The organism is Corynebacterium sp. TAE3-ERU12 (genome assembly GCF_019209905.1).
GTDB lineage: Bacteria > Actinomycetota > Actinomycetes > Mycobacteriales > Mycobacteriaceae > Corynebacterium.
The window spans coordinates 377,227-397,250 of sequence record NZ_JAHUTM010000001.1 but is presented as its reverse complement, the minus strand read 5'-3'; the positions used below and the strand labels follow the sequence as shown (position 1 = coordinate 397,250).

At 62.8% G+C, this 20,024-nt stretch carries 18 protein-coding genes; 5 read left to right on the top strand and 13 right to left on the bottom strand.

All coding sequences use genetic code 11. From position 1 onward, the window contains the following. Positions 1 to 19: 19 nt before the first annotated feature. Positions 20 to 1,111 carry an iron chelate uptake ABC transporter family permease subunit gene (locus KRX51_RS01830; RefSeq protein ID WP_218361247.1) on the bottom strand — a complete coding sequence of 364 codons (1,092 nt, stop codon included), beginning with the start codon at positions 1,109 to 1,111 and terminating at the stop codon, positions 20 to 22. Then, complete coding sequence (locus KRX51_RS01825) at positions 1,108 to 2,130, bottom strand: iron ABC transporter permease (protein ID WP_218361246.1); 1,023 nt, start codon at positions 2,128 to 2,130, stop codon at positions 1,108 to 1,110. Before KRX51_RS01825 ends, KRX51_RS01830 begins: the two co-directional genes overlap by 4 nt. A gap of 128 nt (positions 2,131 to 2,258) precedes the next feature. Here KRX51_RS01825 and KRX51_RS01820 point away from each other — a divergent pair, with 128 nt between their 5' ends. From KRX51_RS01820 to KRX51_RS01810, 3 genes are all read left to right on the top strand, one after another. After that, positions 2,259 to 2,783: a GNAT family N-acetyltransferase gene (locus KRX51_RS01820; protein ID WP_218361245.1), complete on the top strand. Its 525-nt coding sequence runs from the start codon at positions 2,259 to 2,261 to the stop codon at positions 2,781 to 2,783. Positions 2,784 to 3,341: 558 nt separating this feature from the next. Further along, positions 3,342 to 3,692, top strand: a complete 351-nt coding sequence (locus KRX51_RS01815; RefSeq protein WP_218361244.1) for a neocarzinostatin apoprotein domain-containing protein — start codon at positions 3,342 to 3,344, stop codon at positions 3,690 to 3,692. An 83-nt stretch (positions 3,693 to 3,775) separates the two neighbouring features. After that, the gene (locus KRX51_RS01810) at positions 3,776 to 3,967 is read left to right on the top strand and encodes a hypothetical protein (RefSeq protein WP_218361243.1); all 192 of its coding nucleotides are present in this window, start codon (positions 3,776 to 3,778) and stop codon (positions 3,965 to 3,967) included. A gap of 91 nt (positions 3,968 to 4,058) precedes the next feature. Here the strand turns inward: KRX51_RS01810 and rplO are convergent, their stop codons facing one another. The 9 genes from rplO to KRX51_RS01765 form a co-directional block, all read right to left on the bottom strand. After that, a complete protein-coding gene (rplO, locus tag KRX51_RS01805; protein WP_218361242.1) occupies positions 4,059 to 4,505 on the bottom strand; it encodes a 50S ribosomal protein L15 in 447 nt (148 codons plus the stop codon). A gap of 6 nt (positions 4,506 to 4,511) precedes the next feature. Next, positions 4,512 to 4,697, bottom strand: a complete 186-nt coding sequence (gene rpmD, locus KRX51_RS01800; RefSeq protein WP_218361241.1) for a 50S ribosomal protein L30 — start codon at positions 4,695 to 4,697, stop codon at positions 4,512 to 4,514. A gap of 5 nt (positions 4,698 to 4,702) precedes the next feature. Beyond that, on the bottom strand, positions 4,703 to 5,317 hold the full coding sequence (rpsE, locus tag KRX51_RS01795) for a 30S ribosomal protein S5 (RefSeq protein ID WP_218361240.1): 615 nt from the start codon (positions 5,315 to 5,317) through the stop codon (positions 4,703 to 4,705). A gap of 37 nt (positions 5,318 to 5,354) precedes the next feature. Next, positions 5,355 to 5,753 (bottom strand): 50S ribosomal protein L18, encoded by a 399-nt coding sequence (rplR, locus tag KRX51_RS01790; RefSeq protein WP_218361239.1) that lies wholly within the window; start codon positions 5,751 to 5,753, stop codon positions 5,355 to 5,357. Then, the gene (gene rplF, locus KRX51_RS01785) at positions 5,753 to 6,289 is read right to left on the bottom strand and encodes a 50S ribosomal protein L6 (RefSeq protein WP_218361238.1); all 537 of its coding nucleotides are present in this window, start codon (positions 6,287 to 6,289) and stop codon (positions 5,753 to 5,755) included. The genes rplR and rplF overlap by 1 nt, the downstream gene beginning before the upstream one ends. Before the next feature lie 12 nt (positions 6,290 to 6,301). Beyond that, positions 6,302 to 6,700 (bottom strand): 30S ribosomal protein S8, encoded by a 399-nt coding sequence (rpsH, locus tag KRX51_RS01780; RefSeq protein ID WP_218361237.1) that lies wholly within the window; start codon positions 6,698 to 6,700, stop codon positions 6,302 to 6,304. A gap of 367 nt (positions 6,701 to 7,067) precedes the next feature. Beyond that, on the bottom strand, positions 7,068 to 8,066 hold the full coding sequence (locus KRX51_RS01775) for a hypothetical protein (protein ID WP_218361236.1): 999 nt from the start codon (positions 8,064 to 8,066) through the stop codon (positions 7,068 to 7,070). Positions 8,067 to 8,099: 33 nt separating this feature from the next. Further along, on the bottom strand, positions 8,100 to 9,005 hold the full coding sequence (locus KRX51_RS01770; protein WP_218361235.1) for a hypothetical protein: 906 nt from the start codon (positions 9,003 to 9,005) through the stop codon (positions 8,100 to 8,102). A gap of 152 nt (positions 9,006 to 9,157) precedes the next feature. Then, positions 9,158 to 10,135, bottom strand: a complete 978-nt coding sequence (locus tag KRX51_RS01765) for an ABC transporter substrate-binding protein (RefSeq protein WP_370624974.1) — start codon at positions 10,133 to 10,135, stop codon at positions 9,158 to 9,160. A 269-nt stretch (positions 10,136 to 10,404) separates the two neighbouring features. On the opposite strand from KRX51_RS01765, the gene KRX51_RS01760 reads away from it, so the two are divergent. Further along, positions 10,405 to 11,115 carry a GNAT family N-acetyltransferase gene (locus KRX51_RS01760; RefSeq protein ID WP_218361234.1) on the top strand — a complete coding sequence of 237 codons (711 nt, stop codon included), beginning with the start codon at positions 10,405 to 10,407 and terminating at the stop codon, positions 11,113 to 11,115. Here KRX51_RS01760 and KRX51_RS01755 read toward each other — a convergent pair. Next, positions 11,112 to 17,924, bottom strand: coding sequence for a condensation domain-containing protein (locus KRX51_RS01755; RefSeq protein ID WP_218361233.1), 6,813 nt, complete (start codon positions 17,922 to 17,924; stop codon positions 11,112 to 11,114). The two genes, KRX51_RS01760 and KRX51_RS01755, sit on opposite strands and share 4 nt — an antisense overlap. A 154-nt stretch (positions 17,925 to 18,078) precedes the next feature. On the opposite strand from KRX51_RS01755, the gene KRX51_RS01750 reads away from it, so the two are divergent. Beyond that, complete coding sequence (locus KRX51_RS01750; protein WP_218361232.1) at positions 18,079 to 18,300, top strand: phosphopantetheine-binding protein; 222 nt, start codon at positions 18,079 to 18,081, stop codon at positions 18,298 to 18,300. Between the two features lie 5 nt (positions 18,301 to 18,305). On the opposite strand, the gene KRX51_RS01745 is transcribed toward KRX51_RS01750, so the two are convergent. Then, positions 18,306 to 19,943, bottom strand: coding sequence for an amino acid adenylation domain-containing protein (locus tag KRX51_RS01745; protein ID WP_218361231.1), 1,638 nt, complete (start codon positions 19,941 to 19,943; stop codon positions 18,306 to 18,308). Between the last annotated feature and the right edge of the window lie 81 nt (positions 19,944 to 20,024).

Here is a 20,024-nt window from a genome sequence, read left to right as displayed (position 1 = left end):
ACATTCCGAAAAGCTACATCTAACGCGACCACTGCAAACGAAGAAGAAGCCAGAAGAAGTAAGCGCCGCCGAGGATCATCGTCACGACTCCTGCGGGAAGCTCGATCCCACCGAGACGCGCGAGCGTGTCCGCAGCGAGCAGCAGCAGCGCACCGACCACAGCGGTACAGCCCAATGCCAAACCAGGTGAACCGGTGATGCCCCGAGCGATATGGGGTGCAGCTAAGGCGATGAACATCACTGGGCCCACCACGGAAGTGACTACCGCTGTCACGGCCACACCAAGGATGACGAAGAGGACCCTATGCCGGGTTACCGAACTGCCGATGGCTACGGCTAGGTCGTCACTACAGCGCAGCGCAGCCCCAACATGAGCAGCCCAGGGGCAAACGACCGCGGCTACACCGAGACAGCAGGCGACGAACACTGCATCCGGGGTACGCATCCCATTTAATGCGCCAAAACTCCAGGAGGTCATCGCCGACGCATAGTTCACGTCAGTCTTCATAATGATGAATACATTCGCGGCGGTGAGCGTAGCACTAACTGCGATACCTATCACCACCAGGCGATTTGCCGTACCTCCGACTCGTGCCCGGGAAAGCCCAAGTACCAAAATGGCACACACCACACCCCCCGCAAACGCACCCGCAGCAGGTACGTAGTCTCCGAGGTATAACGTGATGCCGCCGATACGGAGCTCCCGACCACCAGTGGGTGGCATCAGCAGCGTGGCCAGAAGAGCACCGGTGTATGCCCCCGTATTGAACCCGATGATGTCTGGGCTTCCGAGCGGATTGCGAGTGAGAACCTGAAAAAAGGCACCACCAAGCGCCAACAGAGCACCACCGGCAACCGCGACGCCAATTCTCGGCAGGCGCCACTTCATTACTGTATCGAGGTCCGGTGGCGAACCGCCGGCCAGCACGGTCCCCCAAAATTCCTTCGCTCCGCTTGACGCTGGCCCCACTGCGGCGCTGACGGCCGCCAGCAGCCCGGTGAGTAGAACAAGGATCCAGAATATGATGACATCGCGGAAGTGCAGGCGCACGCTGTATTTCCCCATGCGCACAACCCGGACGTCAGTGGTGGCTGACAGTGCGGCGGTCATCGGACTCCCTTCCTCAGGACAAGCATGACAAGCAGGGGTCCCCCCAGGAAGGCAACCATGAGTCCCGCAGGCATTTCTGCGGGCTGCACAATAAACCGGCCGATTATATCTGCTAACAGCAGCAGGATAGGTCCACCCACAATGGCGACGGGCATCATCCTGCGGGGATCTGGACCGACCAGCGCCCGCGCTAGATGCGCCATGAGCAGTCCGAGAAAAGCTACCGGACCGGCAGCAGCGGTAGCTCCACCCGCTAGCAGCGCTACCGAGGTCACAACGAGAAAGCGGGTCCTCCGGACGCGTACTCCCAGGGAAACCGCGGAGTCCTCGCCAAGCTGCAATGCGGCCAGCCCACGGGCGCTAATCCATGCCAGGACCATACCCAGCGCGACGGCTACACCAGTGACACCGATGACCTCCGTTCCCCGGCTATCTAACGCACCGACGACCCATCCGCGCATCAGGTCAAAAGCTCGCGGAACGATGAGCGTAAGCGCGGTGGTGATACCGGTCAGTATCGCCGTGATAGCTACTCCTACCAGCAGAAGCTGCACCGGGGACAGTGATCCCAGCCAAACAACTAAAGCGGAAACCAGGAAGGCGCCGATGAGCGACCACCACACCTGGCGCCCAGGATCTGCGACACCGACTGCCGCCGCGGCGGCAACTGCACAGGAGGCTCCCGCGTTAACGCCGAGCAGACCAGGATCAGCGAGCGGATTGCGGATCAACGCTTGGAGGATCACTCCGGCCATCGCGAGCGCTGAACCGGTGATAGCCGCGATGATGGTCCTGGGCAAGCGCATTTCCAGCACTATTACCTGCTCTACGCCGCCGGGGGCAGTATCCAGAAATACCCGCCAAACTGTCTGCAGCGACACTGGAGCCGCACCGAACATCAAGCTCAACAGGACGACTACCACGACCCCTACCAATAAAAAACCGAATACGAGCACATCGCGCAAACCAAAAACACGCCCGTGCCATTTAGGCAAGCTTGCCCTAAACTTACCGGTCATAATGTCTCCTGGGTGAACGAGAGATCAATAAGATGCACATACTCCAGACCTTGCCCCGGCTCCGGACGGATTTGCCTCCGGATTCGATCCTGGATACTCCACCCCCGATTCCGCCCTTGGTCGGAGGTATGACACTTCGTCGCGTCAACCCGGAGGGTACCGATCCTCAGCTCATATCGGAGTGGATGCAACGACCACATCTGGCAGAGTCCTGGGAACAGCCCTGGTCGGAGGAACGCTGGCGGGAGGACGCCCGGGCCAGGATTGCGGGAACCTACTCCAGTCCCTGCATCCTAGGCTATGCAGGACGGGAAGTGGGCTACCTCGAAATCTACCGATCCCACCGGGACGAAATCGGCGCTTTCTATCCCTCTAAACCGCATGACCTCGCCTGTCATATTGCGGTCGCAGAGCTGGATCTCCTTGGCCGCGGATTGTTCCCTCCCTTCATTAAGGATCTCATCGACAAGCTGTTCGCCGCCGATCCGCAGTGCAATACTCTCGCCGCCGATCCAGACCACCGAAACCCTCGGGTCCATCGAGCCCTAGAGAAGGCGGGGGTAACCACCAGGCGCACCGTAGCCGTACGTAATAATCGAACAATCATTCTCTGGCTCGTCAACCGCGATAGCTGGAATGACGACGACACTTAATTACGAAGGACAGAAGCAGTCCTTCGGTACGCTCTCCCTCACCGAGCCGCATGCACTACAAACAGGAACCACCTGAAAGAACTCGCCACCGGGCCTGGTTTCTGGGGGCGGACACGCACCAACTCATCCTCTGGGCCAGCCCCCGCATTCCTCCACGCGGAAGCCAAAGCTAGGCCCTCAGCAGAACAACACTTACTTTGAGCTGCTCAACTCACACCAGCAACACCAACCGCCGAGATTTTTGAGCCAGCTTCGATGATTGCCAGATTTTATGTATCCGCCGTACTGGAAGGCACCGATAAGGTGCGATGCCTCGGTAGTGCATACCGTGAAGTCACAGTTACAACGAAGGCGAAGCGCTCATATAGCCCACGTATCGAACGCTTTGTAGTTAGCCTCACCTAATATTCATGTTATTCTCCGAACATGCACTTCAGCTACCGACTTCGATTCACCGCAGCAGCACTGGCGTTTATGTCGATACTGCCGACAGCATCCTGCTCGATCGGCGACAGGGACGGGGAACCGGTCACCGCAACAACCCCAGAGGGCATAACTTTGACAGTAGAGCGCTCTGAGGGCCTCAGTGAGGGCGAAGAGATTAGCGTGAAGGCCACCGGACTTGACCCAAATTCTGGCTATTACCTTGGAATTTGTCGTGCAAAGATGAACCCGGATAAACCCTGCGCTGAGTGTGCGGGGCGCCAGGACGGCAAGACGCAGAAGTGGTTCCGTAATGACGGCGCTCCGGAGGGCATCTCCGAGGACGGAACGATTTCGTCGACACTTACAGTCAGCTCGAGTGGGCGCTCCGTCGACTGTACTTCCGATGCTTGTGTGATAAAGCTGTTCGGCGACCATGTCGAAGGTTTCGGCAACATTGTGGAGATTCCGGTGGTGGTGGAATAGCCACTATACGACGGTTCTCATTCGACGACTGCATGGTCTCCGCCTGCAGGTTTCCCGACTAGCCCGCAAAGGATGAACTCACCATGGATAAAGGGATTAACGCCACACCCCGCTCAGTAACACTTGGGCTTTCCATTGCCGTTGCGGCAGTTACTCTCTTCGGCGCCCTGTACTGGGGTCCAACGCATGACCAGTCCACCGGCCTCTACTGGGCTATTTTCGCGCTAATGGCAGTGCAGTCCTGCTCGCTTTATCAGGAAGGTAAGCAGTCCTAGCGGGCACTCAAGACACACAAAACCCGCTGTCTCCCATATCGGGAGACAGCGGGTTTTCGCACAGCCGCGTGAATAGCGACCGTTTGAGACTTTAGGCCTCGGTGGCGGAACCGCCGGCGGCCTCAATCTTCGACTTCGCGGAGCCGGAGAACTTATTGGCGGTGACATTGACAGCAACGTCGATTTCGCCGTTGCCGAGAATCTTCACCGGCTGGTTCTTGCGCACAGCGCCCTTGGCAACGAGGTCCTCGATGGTGACGTCGCCACCTTCGGGGAACAGCTTGCCCAGGTCGCCGACGTTGACGACCGCGAAGGTCACCTTGGCCGGGTTCTTGAAGCCCTTGAGCTTCGGCAGGCGCATGTGCAGCGGCATCTGGCCGCCTTCGAATGCGGCCGAAACCTGCTTGCGGGCCTTGGTGCCCTTGGTACCGCGACCGGCGGTCTTACCCTTGGACGCTTCACCGCGGCCAACGCGGGTCTTGTCCTTCTTAGAGCCCGGGGCCGGTGCGAGATTATGCAGCTTGATGGGATCGCTCATATTTACCTACTCCCCCGCTACTTCTTCGACCTCGACCATGTGGCGCACAACCAGGAGCTGGCCGCGCACTGCCGGAGTATCCGGGTGCTCGACAGTCTGGTGAATACGCTTCAGGCCGAGGGAGCGCAGCGAGTCCTTCTGCTTCTGCTTGCAGCCCGCGGTGCCACGGGTCTGGGTGATCTTCAGAGCCATTACTCTCACGCTCCCTGTCCAGCCGCGCGTGCGCGCAGCATACCGGCCGGGGCGACCTCTTCGACGGTCTTACCGCGACGAGCGGCGACCTCTTCGGGGCGCACCAGCTGCTTGAGGGCATCCACGGTGGCGTGGACGACGTTGATCGCATTGTCGGAGCCGAGGGACTTCGACAGCACGTCCTGCAGGCCGGCGCACTCAAGCACCGGGCGGACGGCGCCACCAGCGATAACACCGGTACCGGGGGCGGCCGGACGCAGCATGACAACGCCAGCTGCGGCTTCGCCCTGGACCGGGTGGGTGATGGTGCCGGCGATCATCGGGACGCGGAAGAAGTTCTTGCGAGCCTCTTCGGCACCCTTCTGGATAGCGGCGGGAACTTCCTTGGCCTTGCCGTAGCCGACGCCGACCATGCCTTCGCCGTCGCCAACGATGACGAGAGCGGTGAAGCTGAAGCGGCGGCCGCCCTTGACGACCTTGGAAACTCGGTTGATGGTGACGACACGCTCGATGTACTGCGAGCGCTCGTCCTGCTGGCGGCGGTTATCGCGGCCGCCGCCACGGCGGTTGTTGTTACCGGCGGAGCCACGTCCGCCATCGCGCTGTTCGCGTTCAGACATTACGCGTTCCTTCCGTTGGAGTTCTCAGTGCGGATCATTAGAACTTCAGACCACCTTCACGGGCGGCCTCAGCCAGAGCGGCGACGCGGCCGTGGTACTGGTAGCCACCACGGTCGAAGACGACCTGCTCGATACCGGCTTCCTTGGCGCGGGTGGCGATAGCTTCGCCGACCTTGGCGCCGCGGGTCTTCTTGTCACCGTCGAGATCCCGGAAGGCCGGCTCCACAGTGGAGGCGGCAACCAGGGTACGACCGACGGTGTCGTCGATGATCTGCGCGGAGATGTGGCGGGAGGAACGGTGCACGACGAGGCGCGGGACCTCGGCGGTGCCACGGATACGCTTGCGCAGACGCGCGTGCCGACGGGCACGAGCGACGCGACGACGCGTGGAGATGTCCCGACCGACCGGAAGTCGCTTGTTTTCGTTGTTGCTCATTACTTACCCGTCTTTCCGACCTTGCGGCGGATCTGCTCGCCTTCGTAGCGGATGCCCTTGCCCTTGTAGGGGTCGTCCTTCCGCAGACGACGAATATTGGCGGCGATCTGCCCAACCTGCTGCTTGTCGATGCCTTCGATGGACAGCTTGGTGGTGCCGTCAACCTCGAAGGTGATTCCCTCAGGAGCCTTAATCAGGATGGGGTGGGAGTAACCCAGAGCGAACTCAAGGTCCGAGCCCTTCTTCTGGACGCGGTAGCCCACGCCGAAGATTTCCATCTTGATCTTGTAGCCCTCGGTGACGCCGACAACGCAGTTGTTGATCAGCGACCGGGACAGACCATGCAGGGAACGGTTCTTGCGGTTGTCGTCCGGGCGGACGACAACAACCTGGTTGTCCTCAACCGACGCCGTAATCGGAGCCGGAATGGAGGTGGACAGTTCGCCCTTGGGACCCTTGACTGCAACATCCTGGCCGTCGATATTGACGGTGACGTTGTTCGGGATCGTGATGGGGTTATTGCCGATACGCGACATGTGTGCTCCCCCTTACCAGACGTAGGCGAGGACTTCCCCGCCCACCTTCTTCTCGGTGGCCTGACGGTCAGTCAGCAGGCCCTGGGACGTGGAAATAATGGCCACGCCCAGGCCGCCAAGGACCTTCGGCAGGTTGGTGGACTTGGCGTACACGCGCAGACCCGGCTTGGAGACGCGGCGCACGCCAGCGATGGAACGCTCCCGGGAAGGGCCGTACTTCAGGGTGAGGCTCAAGGTCTTGCCGACCTTGGCGTCTTCGACGGTGTAGTCCTCGATGTAGCCCTCCTGCTTGAGGATCTCGGCGATATTCGCCTTGAGCTTCGAGGACGGCATCGACACGCTGTCGTGGAACGCGTTATTAGCGTTACGCACGCGCGACAGCATGTCGGCGATGGGGTCAGTCATGGTCATGTGTGTGACCGTTTCCTTTCTCGCTACGGTTCCCTACCCACCAAAGGCGTGATCCGCTCGATTTGTGGGCTGCTTAGCGCCACCACGGTTCAATAGCCGTGGCGGCTCGCCACCCTGTTACGTACGGGACGCTGTCAGGCGGGGGGCCTGTAACAAAGTTTGTGCAAATGACTCCCACAGCAATACGGACATGGCTGACCACGCCCCCTTGTGTGGGACCTGACTACGCTAGCAAAATCGCAGGCTCTACACCAAATAAGTGTGCCGCCGGCTCGCCTGCGCTCCCTATCGCCAACGCCCGGTGCGCCCCAGATTTTCTGGGACACACCGGGCGTGACGGGCCTCGTGGCGCGAAAACTACTACCGCTTAGCGGCAGAGCGCTTCGCTGCGTTCGTCGAGTTCTGCCAGGGTCTGGCTGCTGAGCTTGCCCTCGGTAGTGATCTCGGTGACGATAATGCGAAGAATATCGGCACCATTGACTGCCTCCGGGTTGGCGAACAGATTCGGCAGCGGCAGCGGAGCCGCATTATCGCTCGGGTCCTCAATCGGGACCTCAAGATCGTTCAGGCACGACACGACGCGGGTGAAGGCGGGGATGCCCTCTTCGCCGTCTTCGAGCACTGCGGCCAGTTCAGCCTGGGTCGGCTGGGTCTCCCGCCCGGAGCTGCCGAAGGGGCCTGGGCCGTTGCCGCCTCCGTTATTGCCGGGGGCATCGCCGCCGGGCTTACCGCCATCGGCAATACCGTTCTGGATCAGGTCGATCAGGCCCTTGATGAGGGCGACGATATCGCCGATCACCGGGATATTGTCGATACCGCCAGCAATACCGCCACCGGGGCCGTTACCACCGGGATTATTGACTGGTGGGGCCGGCGGGCGACCGCCCCGCGACGGCGACGGCCGCGAGGGGCGACCAGAGGAGCGGGACGACGAACCTGACGAGCGGTTGGACGGACGGGCTGAGGCCTGCCGCACCGAGCCACGCTTATTATTCGCCGAGCTGTTGGACCGGCGATTGCCGGAAGTGGCCCGTCCACGGTCACTGCTGCGGGCAGCGCTGCGGTTGGCCGGGGCTTCCCCGGGGCCAGCGGATCGTTCGGAGACCTGCTGCACCAGCATCGACATCGCCTGCGGGTCGGGGCCAGCATCGCGGGCGGCGGTAGCAACGACACCGACCGAAACAACGAGGGAGGACACGACGGCAGAGGCGCCACCGGCCATCAGCACGACCGGCCAAGCAATCTTGCCTTTATCTCCCCGGGCAGCGCGACGCTCAGCGCGACGTTGGGCACGCTCACGCCGGCGGATAGCGCGAGGGCTTTCCTCTTCGAAGTTGGTGGCTTCGTTCTGTGCAAACTCGCTCATGAGTTATTTCCCTATGTGTGGCGAATAACCGGTTTATACCGGGCAGTCGGTGCGGGCTGACTCGGCTAGCTTACAAAGGCTCTCATTGGAGAGCTTCCAAGTCGCGTCAATATCGTAGAACTGCAGGTCGAGATTCTTCGAGCCATAACCGGACAAGGTCAGGATGAGGTCACCGAAGAGGGTGTCGCCATCGATGTAGACACTGTCGTAGTCAAGTTCCCAGGAGTAGACCAGACGGAAGGCGTTCAGTCGGGTCTGGACACTGCGGATGACCGGGACACCAGCATTACCGGCTTCCAGGCCATTAGCGATTTCCTGGTCAGAGGTGGACTGCGCCATCATGCGCTGCAGGTGAGCATCCAGGTTGCCCGGGCCCCAGTTCGGGGCAAGTTCCTGGCCGCCGGTGGAGCCACCGTCGTCGTAGTTGCCTTCATCGACGACATCGTTGTCAGCGGGCTGGGCCGGCTGGTCCTGCTGAGCAGACTGAGCACCCTGGGAACCACCACGGGCCGGGTTGGTGCCGCTAGCAGCATTATTGCTGCGGCCCTGGTTGGAGCTACGGCCCGAGCTGCGGTTGCTCTTACGGTCGCGGTCAGCGCGATCGGAGGGGCCGCGGTTGGCGGAGCCGGAATTATTGGTGCTGTTATCAGCATTCTGCGAGGCGAGCATCTGCTCGTACATCGCGATGGTGGCGTCCTTACCGGAATCGCCCCCGCGGATAGCGCCCACCACACCGATGGTGGTGATAAGGGCTGCGACGAGCACTGCGATACCGGCGGCCGCAGCGACGGTGGGCCAATTCAGGCCGTTGCCGTTATCTTTGGGCTCTTCTGCCAGCTCGGCTTCTGGGACGTAATCGTCGTTGTACTCATTGTCGTAGGCGGAGACAAGATCGTCCCCAACGCCTGCTGCCTCGTTATCGAAGTTCTTACTACTCATGTGGTGTGGTTCCCTATTTCGTTCAGTCCGACGGGCGGTAAAGAATGCATAACGCGGGTTAGGCTTCTCGGATTATGCGACAAAGTGATGCTGAGGGCACATCGGTGCTGCCCCCGGGGGCAGCACCGTTACAGCCTCTGTAATTAGCCCAATTACTTCTGCTTCGCAACCTTCTCCAGCAGTGGAGTTAGCTGCTCAAGGGCCCACTTACGGTTCAGCGGCGAGGGCACATTCAAAGCTGCGGAGACAGGTTCGTTGTGCTCCATTGCAGTGCCTTTTTCTACCTCAGGTAGCTCGTCATAACCGGGAACCTTGCGCACTGCGTCCATGCCATCAGCTGCGTAGAGCACCAGCAGATTGGCCTTGAGGTCCTCCACATTTTCCGGGGACACTGCTGCGCGCCCCAGGGTGGCCGGGATCTCACCGGAGGCGAAAAGCTCCGGCAGTTCCATGCCCAGCTGGCTGAAGAAGTCATTCGAGGGGTTCTGCGGGTCAGCGATGACGTAGAACTGGCCACCTCGGTGCTGTGCGATGAGCGCGGTCTTGCCGGCCAGGCCGGGCAGTCGCTGCTTCAATTCTTCGAAGCGCTGCTCATCTTCTTCGATGATCTTCTGAGCCTTTTTCTCTTCACCGAAAATACGGCCCAGGGCAACAAGCTGCGGCTTCCAGCCGAGGCCTTCGCCGTCGGTGCCGATACCACCGAGCACCGGGGCGACCGGGCTCATCATCTCGTAGATCGGCTGGGAGACTCGGTACGAGTCACCAACGATAAGGTCCGGCTTGAGTTCGGCGATTTCTTCCACCGGAACGGCGGTGACGTCGGCAGACTCAATCTTCTTGACGTCCTTGAGCTCGTCCTTCTTCCACACTGCGGATTCATCATCGGGGCGAACCACGATGGCTTCCGGAGTAATACCCAGGGCCAGCAGATTATCGACACCGGTGCCGATGGCGACGACCTTCTTGGGTTTATACGGATATTCGTCGGTACCCCAGGCGTGGGTGACGGTGACGGTCCGACCTTCAGAACCGGTGATGTTATCAACGGCCGAGCAGGCGGCTAGTCCCATCACGGTTGCCAGGGCCAGGAGCGCTGCAAGCAGACGCCGGCGGATATCAGCCAAAGCCACGAGAGACCTCTTTCGGGTTAGTTTGTGTACTGCGCAGATCCTAGCGGATGAAGGGCCGCCTTTCCTACCCCAATATTCTTGCGGTGGCCTGAACCACACTGGGTAGGCATGGGCTTATCGACGCCATCATCTATATTCCAATACAGATCAGTGCCCGCGCCCCACTGCATCCGGGTGAAAAATCTTCCCCTGTTTCCGGGCGTGCCCTACTGTTCACCAGCACTGATTGCGTACCCGCGCAATAACGCCACAACCTCAAGGAGTCCGCTGTGCCGGATCACAACCAGGTGCCCGGGGAGTTCAATAACCCGGCACTCCCCCGCGAGCGCACCGACGCCGCCCAGGAATTTATCGACGCCGGCGCCCCGGTAGTCCCCCCATTGGGAGGCGATTACCACCTCGCCCGGATCGAAGACGGCTCACCGTATATATCCGTCGTCACCGAATGGATGAACCGCCCGCACCTGGCCAAGGCCTGGGAATACCCCAACCCCGAATCGTGGTGGCGCGAACATATCGAGGCCCAGAACGCCGGCACCTACTCCGTGCCGGTAATGCTCACAGTCAAGGGCGAACCGACTGCTTATATTGAGCTCTACCGCCCGGGACGCGATGTTATTGGCTTGACCTACGAAGCCCACCCGCAAGATATTGGCGTGCATATTGGTGTCGGTAACCCCAACGCCACCGGCCACGGTCTTGCTGGGGCACTGCTTCTCCAGGGGGTGCCGCAGGGCATGGAGCTCAACCCTGGTTTTGAGCGTGTGATCTTCGAGCCGGATTGGCGCAACCGCTCTGCCCGCGTCGCCGCCCTGCGCGCCGGCTCCTTCGACGGTGGTTGGCACAAACTACCCACCCGCACCGTGCACCTACTCATGTTGTGCAAGGACGGTATCGACGAGCCGGTCATCCGGGAAGACCTGCTAGTGGAGGCCAAACCCGGCGAGAGCCGGGCCCCGGATTACGCCTTCGAGAACTAAGGCCGGTGCTGGGCAAGGATGGGCACAATCTCCGCCCAGCCTTGCTCGGTGACCAACCCACCGTGGTCAAAGTCGAGCTCATAGCCGTGCACATGCTCAGCACCTAGCTCCTTGCGCCACGCGGCGACCGGGTCCCAGGACTCCGGCGCCGGCGCGCCGGGGGTCATCTTCGTCGCGGTCAGCACCACCACATCACCCTGGTAGTTCTGCGGCTTCGCGGATTGCATGAGCGAACCGCAGTAGCGGATATTGGCCTCAATATCGATACCGGCGGCACTGGCCTGGGCGAGCACTTCTGGCGGCAGGCCCGCCACTGCGCCCACCGTTTTCCGGTCAGCAGAGACCATTTCCTGCACCTCCTCCGGGGGTTTCGGCGCACGGCCAGCAGGGTAGGCATCCATAATGCCGAGGAAGTCCACCTCACGGCCCTGCGCTTGCAGCCGGGCGGCCATCGCCTGGGCCATCATGCCGCCGAAGCTGTAGCCCAGCAGCCGGCACGGGCCGTCGGGAAGCTCCGCAACGAACCGCTCCACGTAGAAATCGGCGAGTTCATCGAGGTTTTCGGCATCAGGAATCGGGCTTGGCAGGGCAATCCCCGATACTGGGGTGGGCCAGGTGAGTGTCTCTGCAAGCCGCTGGAACGGCAGGGTGGCCCCACCTGCTGGGTGGATGCACACCAGAGGCGCACCGAAACCGCCGCGCATTGGCAGCACCAGTTCAGTCGGCCCATTGCCGCTGAGCCGTTCCGCGATGGCCTGCGGGGAGCCGCCTTCCACAATGTGCATCACGGTCAGGTTCGGCAGGCTGCGGCGCAGGCGGCCCAGCAGTCGCATAGCGCCGAGGGAATCACCGCCGATGGTGAAGAAATTCTCCTCCAGCCCCACATCGCGGCCCAGTAAATTCTGCATGCCTTCGGCGATGGTGCGCGCTGCGTCATCAATATCAATATCGGCGGCTACCCCGTCGCCCTCGCCCGAGCCCGCACCGGCGGTGACGCCGCCGTCGGCAAGCCCACTAACTACCGGCTCCGGCTCCCCAAGGAGCTCTGCCACCGGAGTGTGCGGCGCATTGACCAGGGCCGTTAATGCCGCGCCGAGGCGCTGCACCAGGGCGATGGCAAGCTCACCGTCGAGCAGCTCGGGGTGATAGGCCGCACCCAGGCGGAACTGCTCCCCTGGGGGAACGACCACAGACATCGGAAGATTAGTGCGACCAGTGGTGGCCACATCGGTGATGCGTAGCTCGTCGGGATCGCCGCTCTGGCTGGCCAGCGGGAAATTGTCATAGACCACAATGCTGTCGAATAGCGGGCCTACCCCACCGATCTTCTCAACCTCGGTGATCGCACTGTGCTGCAGGCCAGTGACCTGGCGCTGAGCGGCCGCCGCAGCCTCAATAAGCGTGCCGACGGTGGCGTCGGCGGGCACGCGCATCCGCATCGGGACGGTGTTAATGAACATGCCGACGGCGTTTTCTACCCCGTCGACCTCAGCATCACGCCCGGCAAGGGTCACGCCGAAGATGACATCATCAGTGCCCAACGCCCCCGCGATAGCCAATGTCCACGCGGCTTGGATGAGGGAGTTAGGGGTGACGCCGTGTTCAGCGGCGACGTCGGTGACCCGCTCGGCCACGCGCACCGACATCGGCACCGGCAGCACCACCTCGGGCCCACCGGAGGTCATCGACGCCACGGCTTCGGCGACCTGTTCGGGGTCGGGGGCATCCGTGGGCCACTGCAGCGCCTCGGCGGTGATCGGGTCCTCGCCGGTGGGTGGGGCGGTCATGGACAACACGGTGCCGGTCTGCACCCCGTCGAGGATTTCTTCCCACAGGGCTGTATCGGCCGCGTGGTCGCGATTATTAAGGAATGCGACGTGGTCGGCGAACTGGGTGGGCTGTGCTGGTTGTGGCTGCTGACCGCGGTAGTAGGCGAGCATATCGCGCAGCATTACCGGGGTGGACCAGCCATCGGTCAGCAGATGGTGGTTGCCCAGCACAAGACGCGATTCGGTATCAGTAAAGCGCACCAGGGCGGCACTGAGCAGCGGGGCGCGGGTGAGGTCAATATCGCGGGCGGCGAATTCCCGCTGGATGGTATCGGCACCGGCCTCGGCGGCGGCGCGGGGAAGGTGCCGCAGATCGACCACACGCCACGGGATAGTGACCTCCCGGGGGATGATGTGCACCGGCCCGACGGGGCTGGAGGGATCGAATGCGGCCTTGAGGATCTGGTGCCTATCGCACACGGCAGCAAATGCGGCCCGTAGTCGCTCTGGGTCGATCGGCCCGCTGAGATCGATACCGGCGGCGACCACGTAGCCGCCTGCCGCACCCTGGGAGATCTGCTGGTAGAGCAGGCCTTCTTGGAGTGAGGACAGCCCGACGACATCAGCAAGCGGGCCGTAGGTGTTCTCCCATTCGGTAATAGCGCTCATCGGCACCTCTGGCACCGACAGGTCTGATGGGGTGGCACCAGCGGCAACCTCGGCGGCAACAGCGATACTGCTCAGCGCAGCGGCGACGCGGTCGGCGAGGTCATCAGCACCGGTGGCGTGCACAATGACCGCGCCGGGGCCGTGGTGTGGCAGCGCAATGGTGATGCAATCTGCGTCATGCCCCTTAGGGGCAGCGGCGAGACTGGTGTTGGTGACAACCAGCTCAATGGCCGCAGCGGGCTCATCATTGCTGGCGCCTGCGGCGAGGAACTCTTTAGTGTCCACCAGCGCTGCCCGGGCTGCCGCGATATCGCCCACCTCGCAAATATCGAGGCTGGGCAAGCCGACGCGGCTGGTCAGCGCACCGACGATAGCGTGATCAGTATCGGCCGGGCGGGTCCACCAATGCACATGTGCTTCAGTAGCCAGCCGGCAGGCGGCAACAGCAGCCAGATCTGCTGCGACGCCAAACCCGCGCTGCGGTGCGCGGTGCAGGGCGGCGATAACCCCGGCGCTCAGCGGCACAGTCGCAGTCTCAGTCTCAGTCGGCGCGGGATTCTGCTGCGGCTCAGCCGCGCCTGCTAGTGAATCGGTGCTGCGCTGCGCAATCGCGGCCGGGCGCCACGCTGGTGTGTTGTCGACGTCGTTATAGTCGGTGCCGCCACTGCGGGCGCGGCGCAATTCCGCACCGAAAGCGGCGACAACCACACCCCAGGCGGGACCGTCGACGACCTCAGCACTAGCAGCAATGGCGATCCCGTCCGGGCACCCAGCCGCAGCGAAAACACAACCCCGCGCCGGGTCAATTGCGCTGCTAGCGGCGTCGACAAGGTCGTCGGCACGCTCGACCGTGCGGTAGACACAACCGAAGGTGGTGTCATCGAAATTGGCCATCTCCTCGGCGGTGACCCGTGGCGGCACCGGGCTGCGCGGAATAAACACCGCACCGGGGGTATCAACGCTGCTCGGCACGATAGCGCGCAAGGCGCTGAACCGGGAGGCAATAGCGCGGGTGACAGCGGGGCCGATATCGGCCTGCCAGCTCTGCCCGTCATCACCGGTGAGCTGCACCGGCTCATTATTGTCGGCGACGATGGTGGCGAATACTCCCCGTGGGCGGGGTGCTGCGGGGATACGGCCCAGCGGACTCACCGCACAAGCGGCCTCCCCTGCGGTATCGGATTGCGCGGCGGGGTCCTGGGCCTCGGGCAGCTCGGCGGCGATCTCGCGCAATGGCGTTGCCCCTAGTAGGTCCACCGGGTTGAGCCGTCGGCCAGCCCGGCCTGCGGCGGCAGCGACCTGCAGTGCGGAAATACTGTCCCCACCGCCGGCGATGAAGTCCAGGTCCATTGGCACCGCGGCGGGTTGAGTGCCCAATACCTCGGCGATAATGCCGGCGAGGATGTTCTCATTATCGGTGCGTTCGCTGACATTTTCTTCCACACCGGTGGCGTCCTGCCGGGAAACGAGGTCAGAAATCGCTGCCCGGTCGACCTTGCCTTGGTGTGTGACTGGGAATTCATCAACCACGATAATGCGCGCGGGCACGAGCCAGGCCGGGGCGTCGGCGGCGAGCTCGGTGGTGACGGTGCGGGCGAAGCCGGTGCGGTCGCGCGTGGGGGCCTCAGCGCGCACCGCGGCAACGAGACGCACTCCCCCACCGGGGAGGTCCTGGGGCGCAACATAGGCGGCCGCTACGCCAGCAACGCGGCGCAGCAGCGCCTCTACTTCCCCGGGTTCGACGCGGTGGCCGCGGATTTCTAACTGGTCATCAATACGGCCACCGAATTCGTACCCGCGCCCGGGCACCATCCGCACCCGATCCCCGGTGCGGTAGGCCGGCACCCACTGCGGCTCGGCGCTATCGGCGGTGGTGGACAGGACACCGAAATTATCCTGCGGGTGCTCACCTAGGTACCCATTGGCCACCTGGGGTCCACCGATGACCAGTTCGCCCCATTCCCCGGTATCGACCGGGCGGTTGGTGATGTCAACGACGGCGGCCGTCACATTGGGCAGTGCGGTGCCGACGGTGACAGGCCCGTGCGTGATCGGCGCGGCGAGCACATCGACGGTGGTTTCGGTGGGGCCGTACATATTCCACGCGGCGATATCGGCCTCGGCGAGGCCGTCCCATAGTGACTGCGGGATGGGTTCACCACCGCAGAAGATCGCGCGCAAGCTGGCGGCGGTACGCAGCAGCCCGAAATCCAGCATCGGGGCGAGCAGCGATGGGGTGATATCCAGCACAGTCACGCCCAGCTGGTGCATGCGCTGAGCTGCGGCGGTGGGTTGTACCAGTAGTTCTGCGGGCAGCAGGTGCACCCGCGCCCCGGCGAAAAGCCAGCTCAACTGGTCCAGTGCGGCGTCGAAGACAAATGGTGCGGTATGTGCGACCACCGGGCGGTCGCCACCCAGGAGCCGGTCGACGTCAGCGAACATGGTCTGCGCATGGCCTTGCAGCAGCGCTTCAAAGGCCCGGTTGGGGATGCGCACTCCCTTTGGGGTTCCGGTGGAACCAGAGGTGAACAGCAAATATGCGGGTTGTTCGGCAGTGCTTTCCGACGGTGTGGGCTGCTGGCCAGCGCTGCTGAGCTCAGTATCCGCGTAGGCCCGGATCTGGTCGGTATCGAGGGTCAAGGCCGGGTTCGCGGCGGCGCGGATAGCTTCGGCACGGCTGGCCTGATCGGGGTCGATGACGGTGAAGGTGCGCTGTGCGTACAGGCAGGCCAAAACTGCACAAGCCTGGGCGATAGAGCGCGGGGCTTCAATGGCGACCACATCACCGGCGCCGGTAGCGCGAGCGATATGGCCAGCCAGGTGGCGCACCGAGGCCACTAATTCAGCAGCGGTGACGGCCTGCGTGGCACCCTCGGCCAGATCGGCTTCGTCGGTTAACACAATGCGCTGCGGGTCAGTATGCGCAATGGCGTCAATGCGCTGGGCGAAGCGAGGCGCGAAAGTGTCGCTATCCAGCACTGGGCGGGCCGTATCGGGCACACCCGAAGCGCGGAAACCACCTGGGTGGGCATGCCCAAGGTCATCGACTGCGGTGTCCGGGGCGGTGATGAACCGCTGCAGCATCTGCTCTAGCGAAGCCAGGCGGCGGTGGATGAGCTGTGGTGCGGAATTGTGCGGATCATGCTCAAAAGCCAGATTGAGGCAACCATCGCCTACTGGGGTGACCACGAGCACCCCGTCCTCGGGCGGGCCGCCAGCGACATTGCGCAGCACTGCTTTGGGGCCACCGAAATTAAACGCCGCGTCGAAAGCCTTGATATTCGCGCCGATACCGTGCAGCAGCGTTGAGGTTTCCGGCCGCCCCGTCGCGCGGGGCACATCAGAGCCGGGGAACCGAGTGTGCGGGCGTTGTTCGGCTAGCTCACCGCGGATGGTGCGGGCCAGCTCAACGAGAGTTTCCTGCCCGCTGAACGTTATCGTCAGCGGCAACATATTGACCGCCATAATCGGGGTGCGCAGGGCAGCTTTGGTCTGCCGGGCCATCATCGGCATCGCGATGGTGACCTCATTATGGTTGGTGACCCGCCGCATTAAGGCAGCGTGGGCGGCCATGACCACATCGGTCCAGCCCACCGACTGGGATTTCGCCGCCTCCTGCAAAGCAGTGAAGGTCTGTGCGTCGATCGTGCGCACTGTGGTCATTGCGGCATCGCAATCACCAATCAGGTCCTCGCGGCCCGGCGCGATATCCACATCACCTACTCGGCGGGCCCAGAATTCCTGGTCCTCGACATAGGCCTGAGAGGCCCGGTATTCCTCGTCGTCGGCGACCACGTCGGCAAGCGGATGGAAGCGGCAGGTCTTGGGCTGGCGGTCCTCCACAATGGCGCGGTAATGCTCGGCGCAGCGGCGGGTGAGCAGATAAGCGCTGTACCCGTCGACGGTGACGTGGTGGTAGAGCTGCACCGCCCACACGTGGCCACCGCCGAGGTCCAGCACCCGGTAGCGGTTCAGATCAGCTCCGGCAAGGTTGCGGGTTTGCTCACCAAGGGCAGTGCGCTCGGCATCAATGATGGCATTGGCTACCCGGCGGGGGTCCGCCTCAGCGCTGAGATCGGTGACCTCCGGGATGTTGTGGTCCCCGGCGGGTTCGACAATCTGGGACCACTGTTGGCCCTCCGGGGCATCGGGGTCACAATGCAGGCGCACCCGAAGCGTTTCGGCTTCTGCGATGGTTGCGGCAATAGCGCGGGCCAGAGTGTGCGCGCACGCACCGTCGGAAAGCTCCAGGACCTCACCTACGACGAAGTACGCGGGGTTCGGAGCAAGCCCACAGGCAGTGATAATGGCCTGCTGAGCGGCGGTGAGGGACACGGTTGTGGCCTGCTCTGTGGGGTCTTGATGGGTCATCGCAGTGGTGCCTCGTCCAGGGGTAGCGGTGCCCACGGTCACGTCCGCGGGCAGTATTACATTCAGTGGGGTGCTGGTCGCCTAGGCTAGCACCAGCCGATTAGGTAACACTAAGACCAACTACGTCATTGTCGACTACGCCAAGGAGCCCACTATGGCCGCAGAAATTGAACAGCTCCGCACCAAAATCGCCAATATGCTCGACCTGTCCCCCGATGAGATCAGCGACGACGCCGATTTGCAGGACCTCGGCATGGATTCAGTGCAGCTGATGGAGATCGAGACCTACCTGCAGGACCGCGATATCGATATTGATATCGCCGACTTGAGCGAGGACCCGCGCCTGGAGGCCTGGCGCGAACTCCTCGACTCCTAGCGCAACTACGGGGTGGGCAGCTTGGCCCGGTCGAGTTTGCCGTTATCGCCCAGGGGCAGCTCATCGATCACCATGATGGTGCCCGGCACCATATAGCCCGGCACCTGGGTGGCCATCTGCTTTTGGAGCTTGCCGACGTCCACAGCGGCGCCGTCTTCGGCCACCACATACCCAATAAGTGACTGCACATCGGTGCCGTGCGCTTTGGCGGCAGCGTGGCGCACCCCGTCGAGACCGCGCAGCGCCGCCTCGACCTCACCGAGTTCGACGCGGTTGCCGCGGATCTTCACCTGGTCGCCGATCCGCCCCAAAAACTGCAGCTGGTTGTGTTCATTCCAGCGCACAATATCGCCGGTGCGGTACATCCGGCCGCCATCCCACTCGGGGTTGAGGCTCGGCAGGAAGGCCTCCTCGGTGAGCTCGGGGCGCCGGAAATAGCCTTCGGCAAGCTGCTCACCGGCCAGATACAGCTCACCGGATTCGTTCTCGCCGACCTCTTTGCCGTCCGCGTCGAGGACGTAGACCACCACGTTGTCCTCGGGGTAGCCAATGAGGTGCTCGCCATCGTTGAGTTCCATGCCTTCGGCGAACTCAATCCAGGTCACATCCATTGATGCCTCGCTGGGGCCATAGAGCCCCCAGACGCGGCAACCGATTTCCTTGCGCGCCCGGGTCACCAGGTCGCCGGGGACTGCTTCGCCGCCGAGGATGAGTTCCTCAATGCCGGAGAAAATAGTCGGCGGCATACCTAGCCCGTCGAGGATGTCGAAGATTGTGCGCAGCAGGCTCGGCACCAGCGACATCACGGTGACCTTATGGTCCAGCATGAGCCGCAGGAAGGTCTCCAGGTCATCGGTGCGCCACGACGGCGGTGGGGCAACCACAGTGCCGCCGGTGGCCAGCGGGATCAGAATCTCACCGACGCCGACATCGAAACCGACCGGGGCTTTCATGAGCACGCGCACATCAGTGCTGCCCATCGCCCGAGCCATGGTCTGCAAGTGCGCGGCAACTGCCCGGTGCCCGTTGACCACGCCCTTCGGGGTGCCCGTCGTGCCAGAGGTGTAGATGAGGTAGACGGGGTCGTCGGCGGCGATCTCGCGGTCGAGGGCATCGTCGGCAAGCGGGCCCTTATCATCGTCAGCCAAGGCGGCACGGACCTCATCGGAGTCCGCATCGAGCACGTCGACACCAGCGTCGGCAGCTAAGCCCTGCGGCACCGTCACCGCACCGACGGTGACGATGAGGCGGGGGTCCGCGTCCTTGGTGATAAACCGGATGCGCTCTTCGGGGTAGTCGCCATCAACGGGCACGTACACCGCACCGGCGACGATGAGGCCCGCGGCGATTTCACACAGCGGCGCGCAGCGGTGGGCGAGCACCACAACACGGTCGCCGACGCGCACCCCACGGTCAATGAGCAGGCGCGCCACGGCCCCAACGCGGGCACCGAAATCAGCGTAGGAGACGGTGCCGTCGTCACTGACTACGGCATCACGGTCAGGGCAGTTAGACCAGGCGGCCTGGAACATCGCAGCGATATTGCCGGGGTCAACGTCGTAGGACGGCCCGCGACGGCGGTCATCGTGGGCGATACCTCCGTGCACGGCCGGGTCGGCGGGGGTGGGCACTGTAGAGGTCATAAGAGCGCATTCTCCTTGAAAACACCCCACCCACATGTGGCAGGGGGTAGTTTGCCTTTATCTTTCTATGTCAGGGTTGCA

Coding starts and splice junctions, on each gene's coding strand:
- KRX51_RS01830 (WP_218361247.1), bottom strand. CDS start 1,111: ATGACCGCCGCACTGTCAGCCACCACTGACGTCCGGGTTGTGCGCATG.
- KRX51_RS01750 (WP_218361232.1), top strand. CDS start 18,079: ATGGCCGCAGAAATTGAACAGCTCCGCACCAAAATCGCCAATATGCTC.
- KRX51_RS01745 (WP_218361231.1), bottom strand. CDS start 19,943: ATGACCTCTACAGTGCCCACCCCCGCCGACCCGGCCGTGCACGGAGGT.
- rplO (WP_218361242.1), bottom strand. CDS start 4,505: ATGAGCGATCCCATCAAGCTGCATAATCTCGCACCGGCCCCGGGCTCT.
- KRX51_RS01825 (WP_218361246.1), bottom strand. CDS start 2,130: ATGACCGGTAAGTTTAGGGCAAGCTTGCCTAAATGGCACGGGCGTGTT.
- KRX51_RS01775 (WP_218361236.1), bottom strand. CDS start 8,066: ATGAGCGAGTTTGCACAGAACGAAGCCACCAACTTCGAAGAGGAAAGC.
- KRX51_RS01810 (WP_218361243.1), top strand. CDS start 3,776: ATGGATAAAGGGATTAACGCCACACCCCGCTCAGTAACACTTGGGCTT.
- rplR (WP_218361239.1), bottom strand. CDS start 5,753: ATGAGCAACAACGAAAACAAGCGACTTCCGGTCGGTCGGGACATCTCC.
- rpmD (WP_218361241.1), bottom strand. CDS start 4,697: ATGGCTCTGAAGATCACCCAGACCCGTGGCACCGCGGGCTGCAAGCAG.
- KRX51_RS01770 (WP_218361235.1), bottom strand. CDS start 9,005: ATGAGTAGTAAGAACTTCGATAACGAGGCAGCAGGCGTTGGGGACGAT.
- rplF (WP_218361238.1), bottom strand. CDS start 6,289: ATGTCGCGTATCGGCAATAACCCCATCACGATCCCGAACAACGTCACC.
- rpsE (WP_218361240.1), bottom strand. CDS start 5,317: ATGTCTGAACGCGAACAGCGCGATGGCGGACGTGGCTCCGCCGGTAAC.
- KRX51_RS01820 (WP_218361245.1), top strand. CDS start 2,259: ATGACACTTCGTCGCGTCAACCCGGAGGGTACCGATCCTCAGCTCATA.
- KRX51_RS01755 (WP_218361233.1), bottom strand. CDS start 17,924: ATGACCCATCAAGACCCCACAGAGCAGGCCACAACCGTGTCCCTCACC.
- rpsH (WP_218361237.1), bottom strand. CDS start 6,700: ATGACCATGACTGACCCCATCGCCGACATGCTGTCGCGCGTGCGTAAC.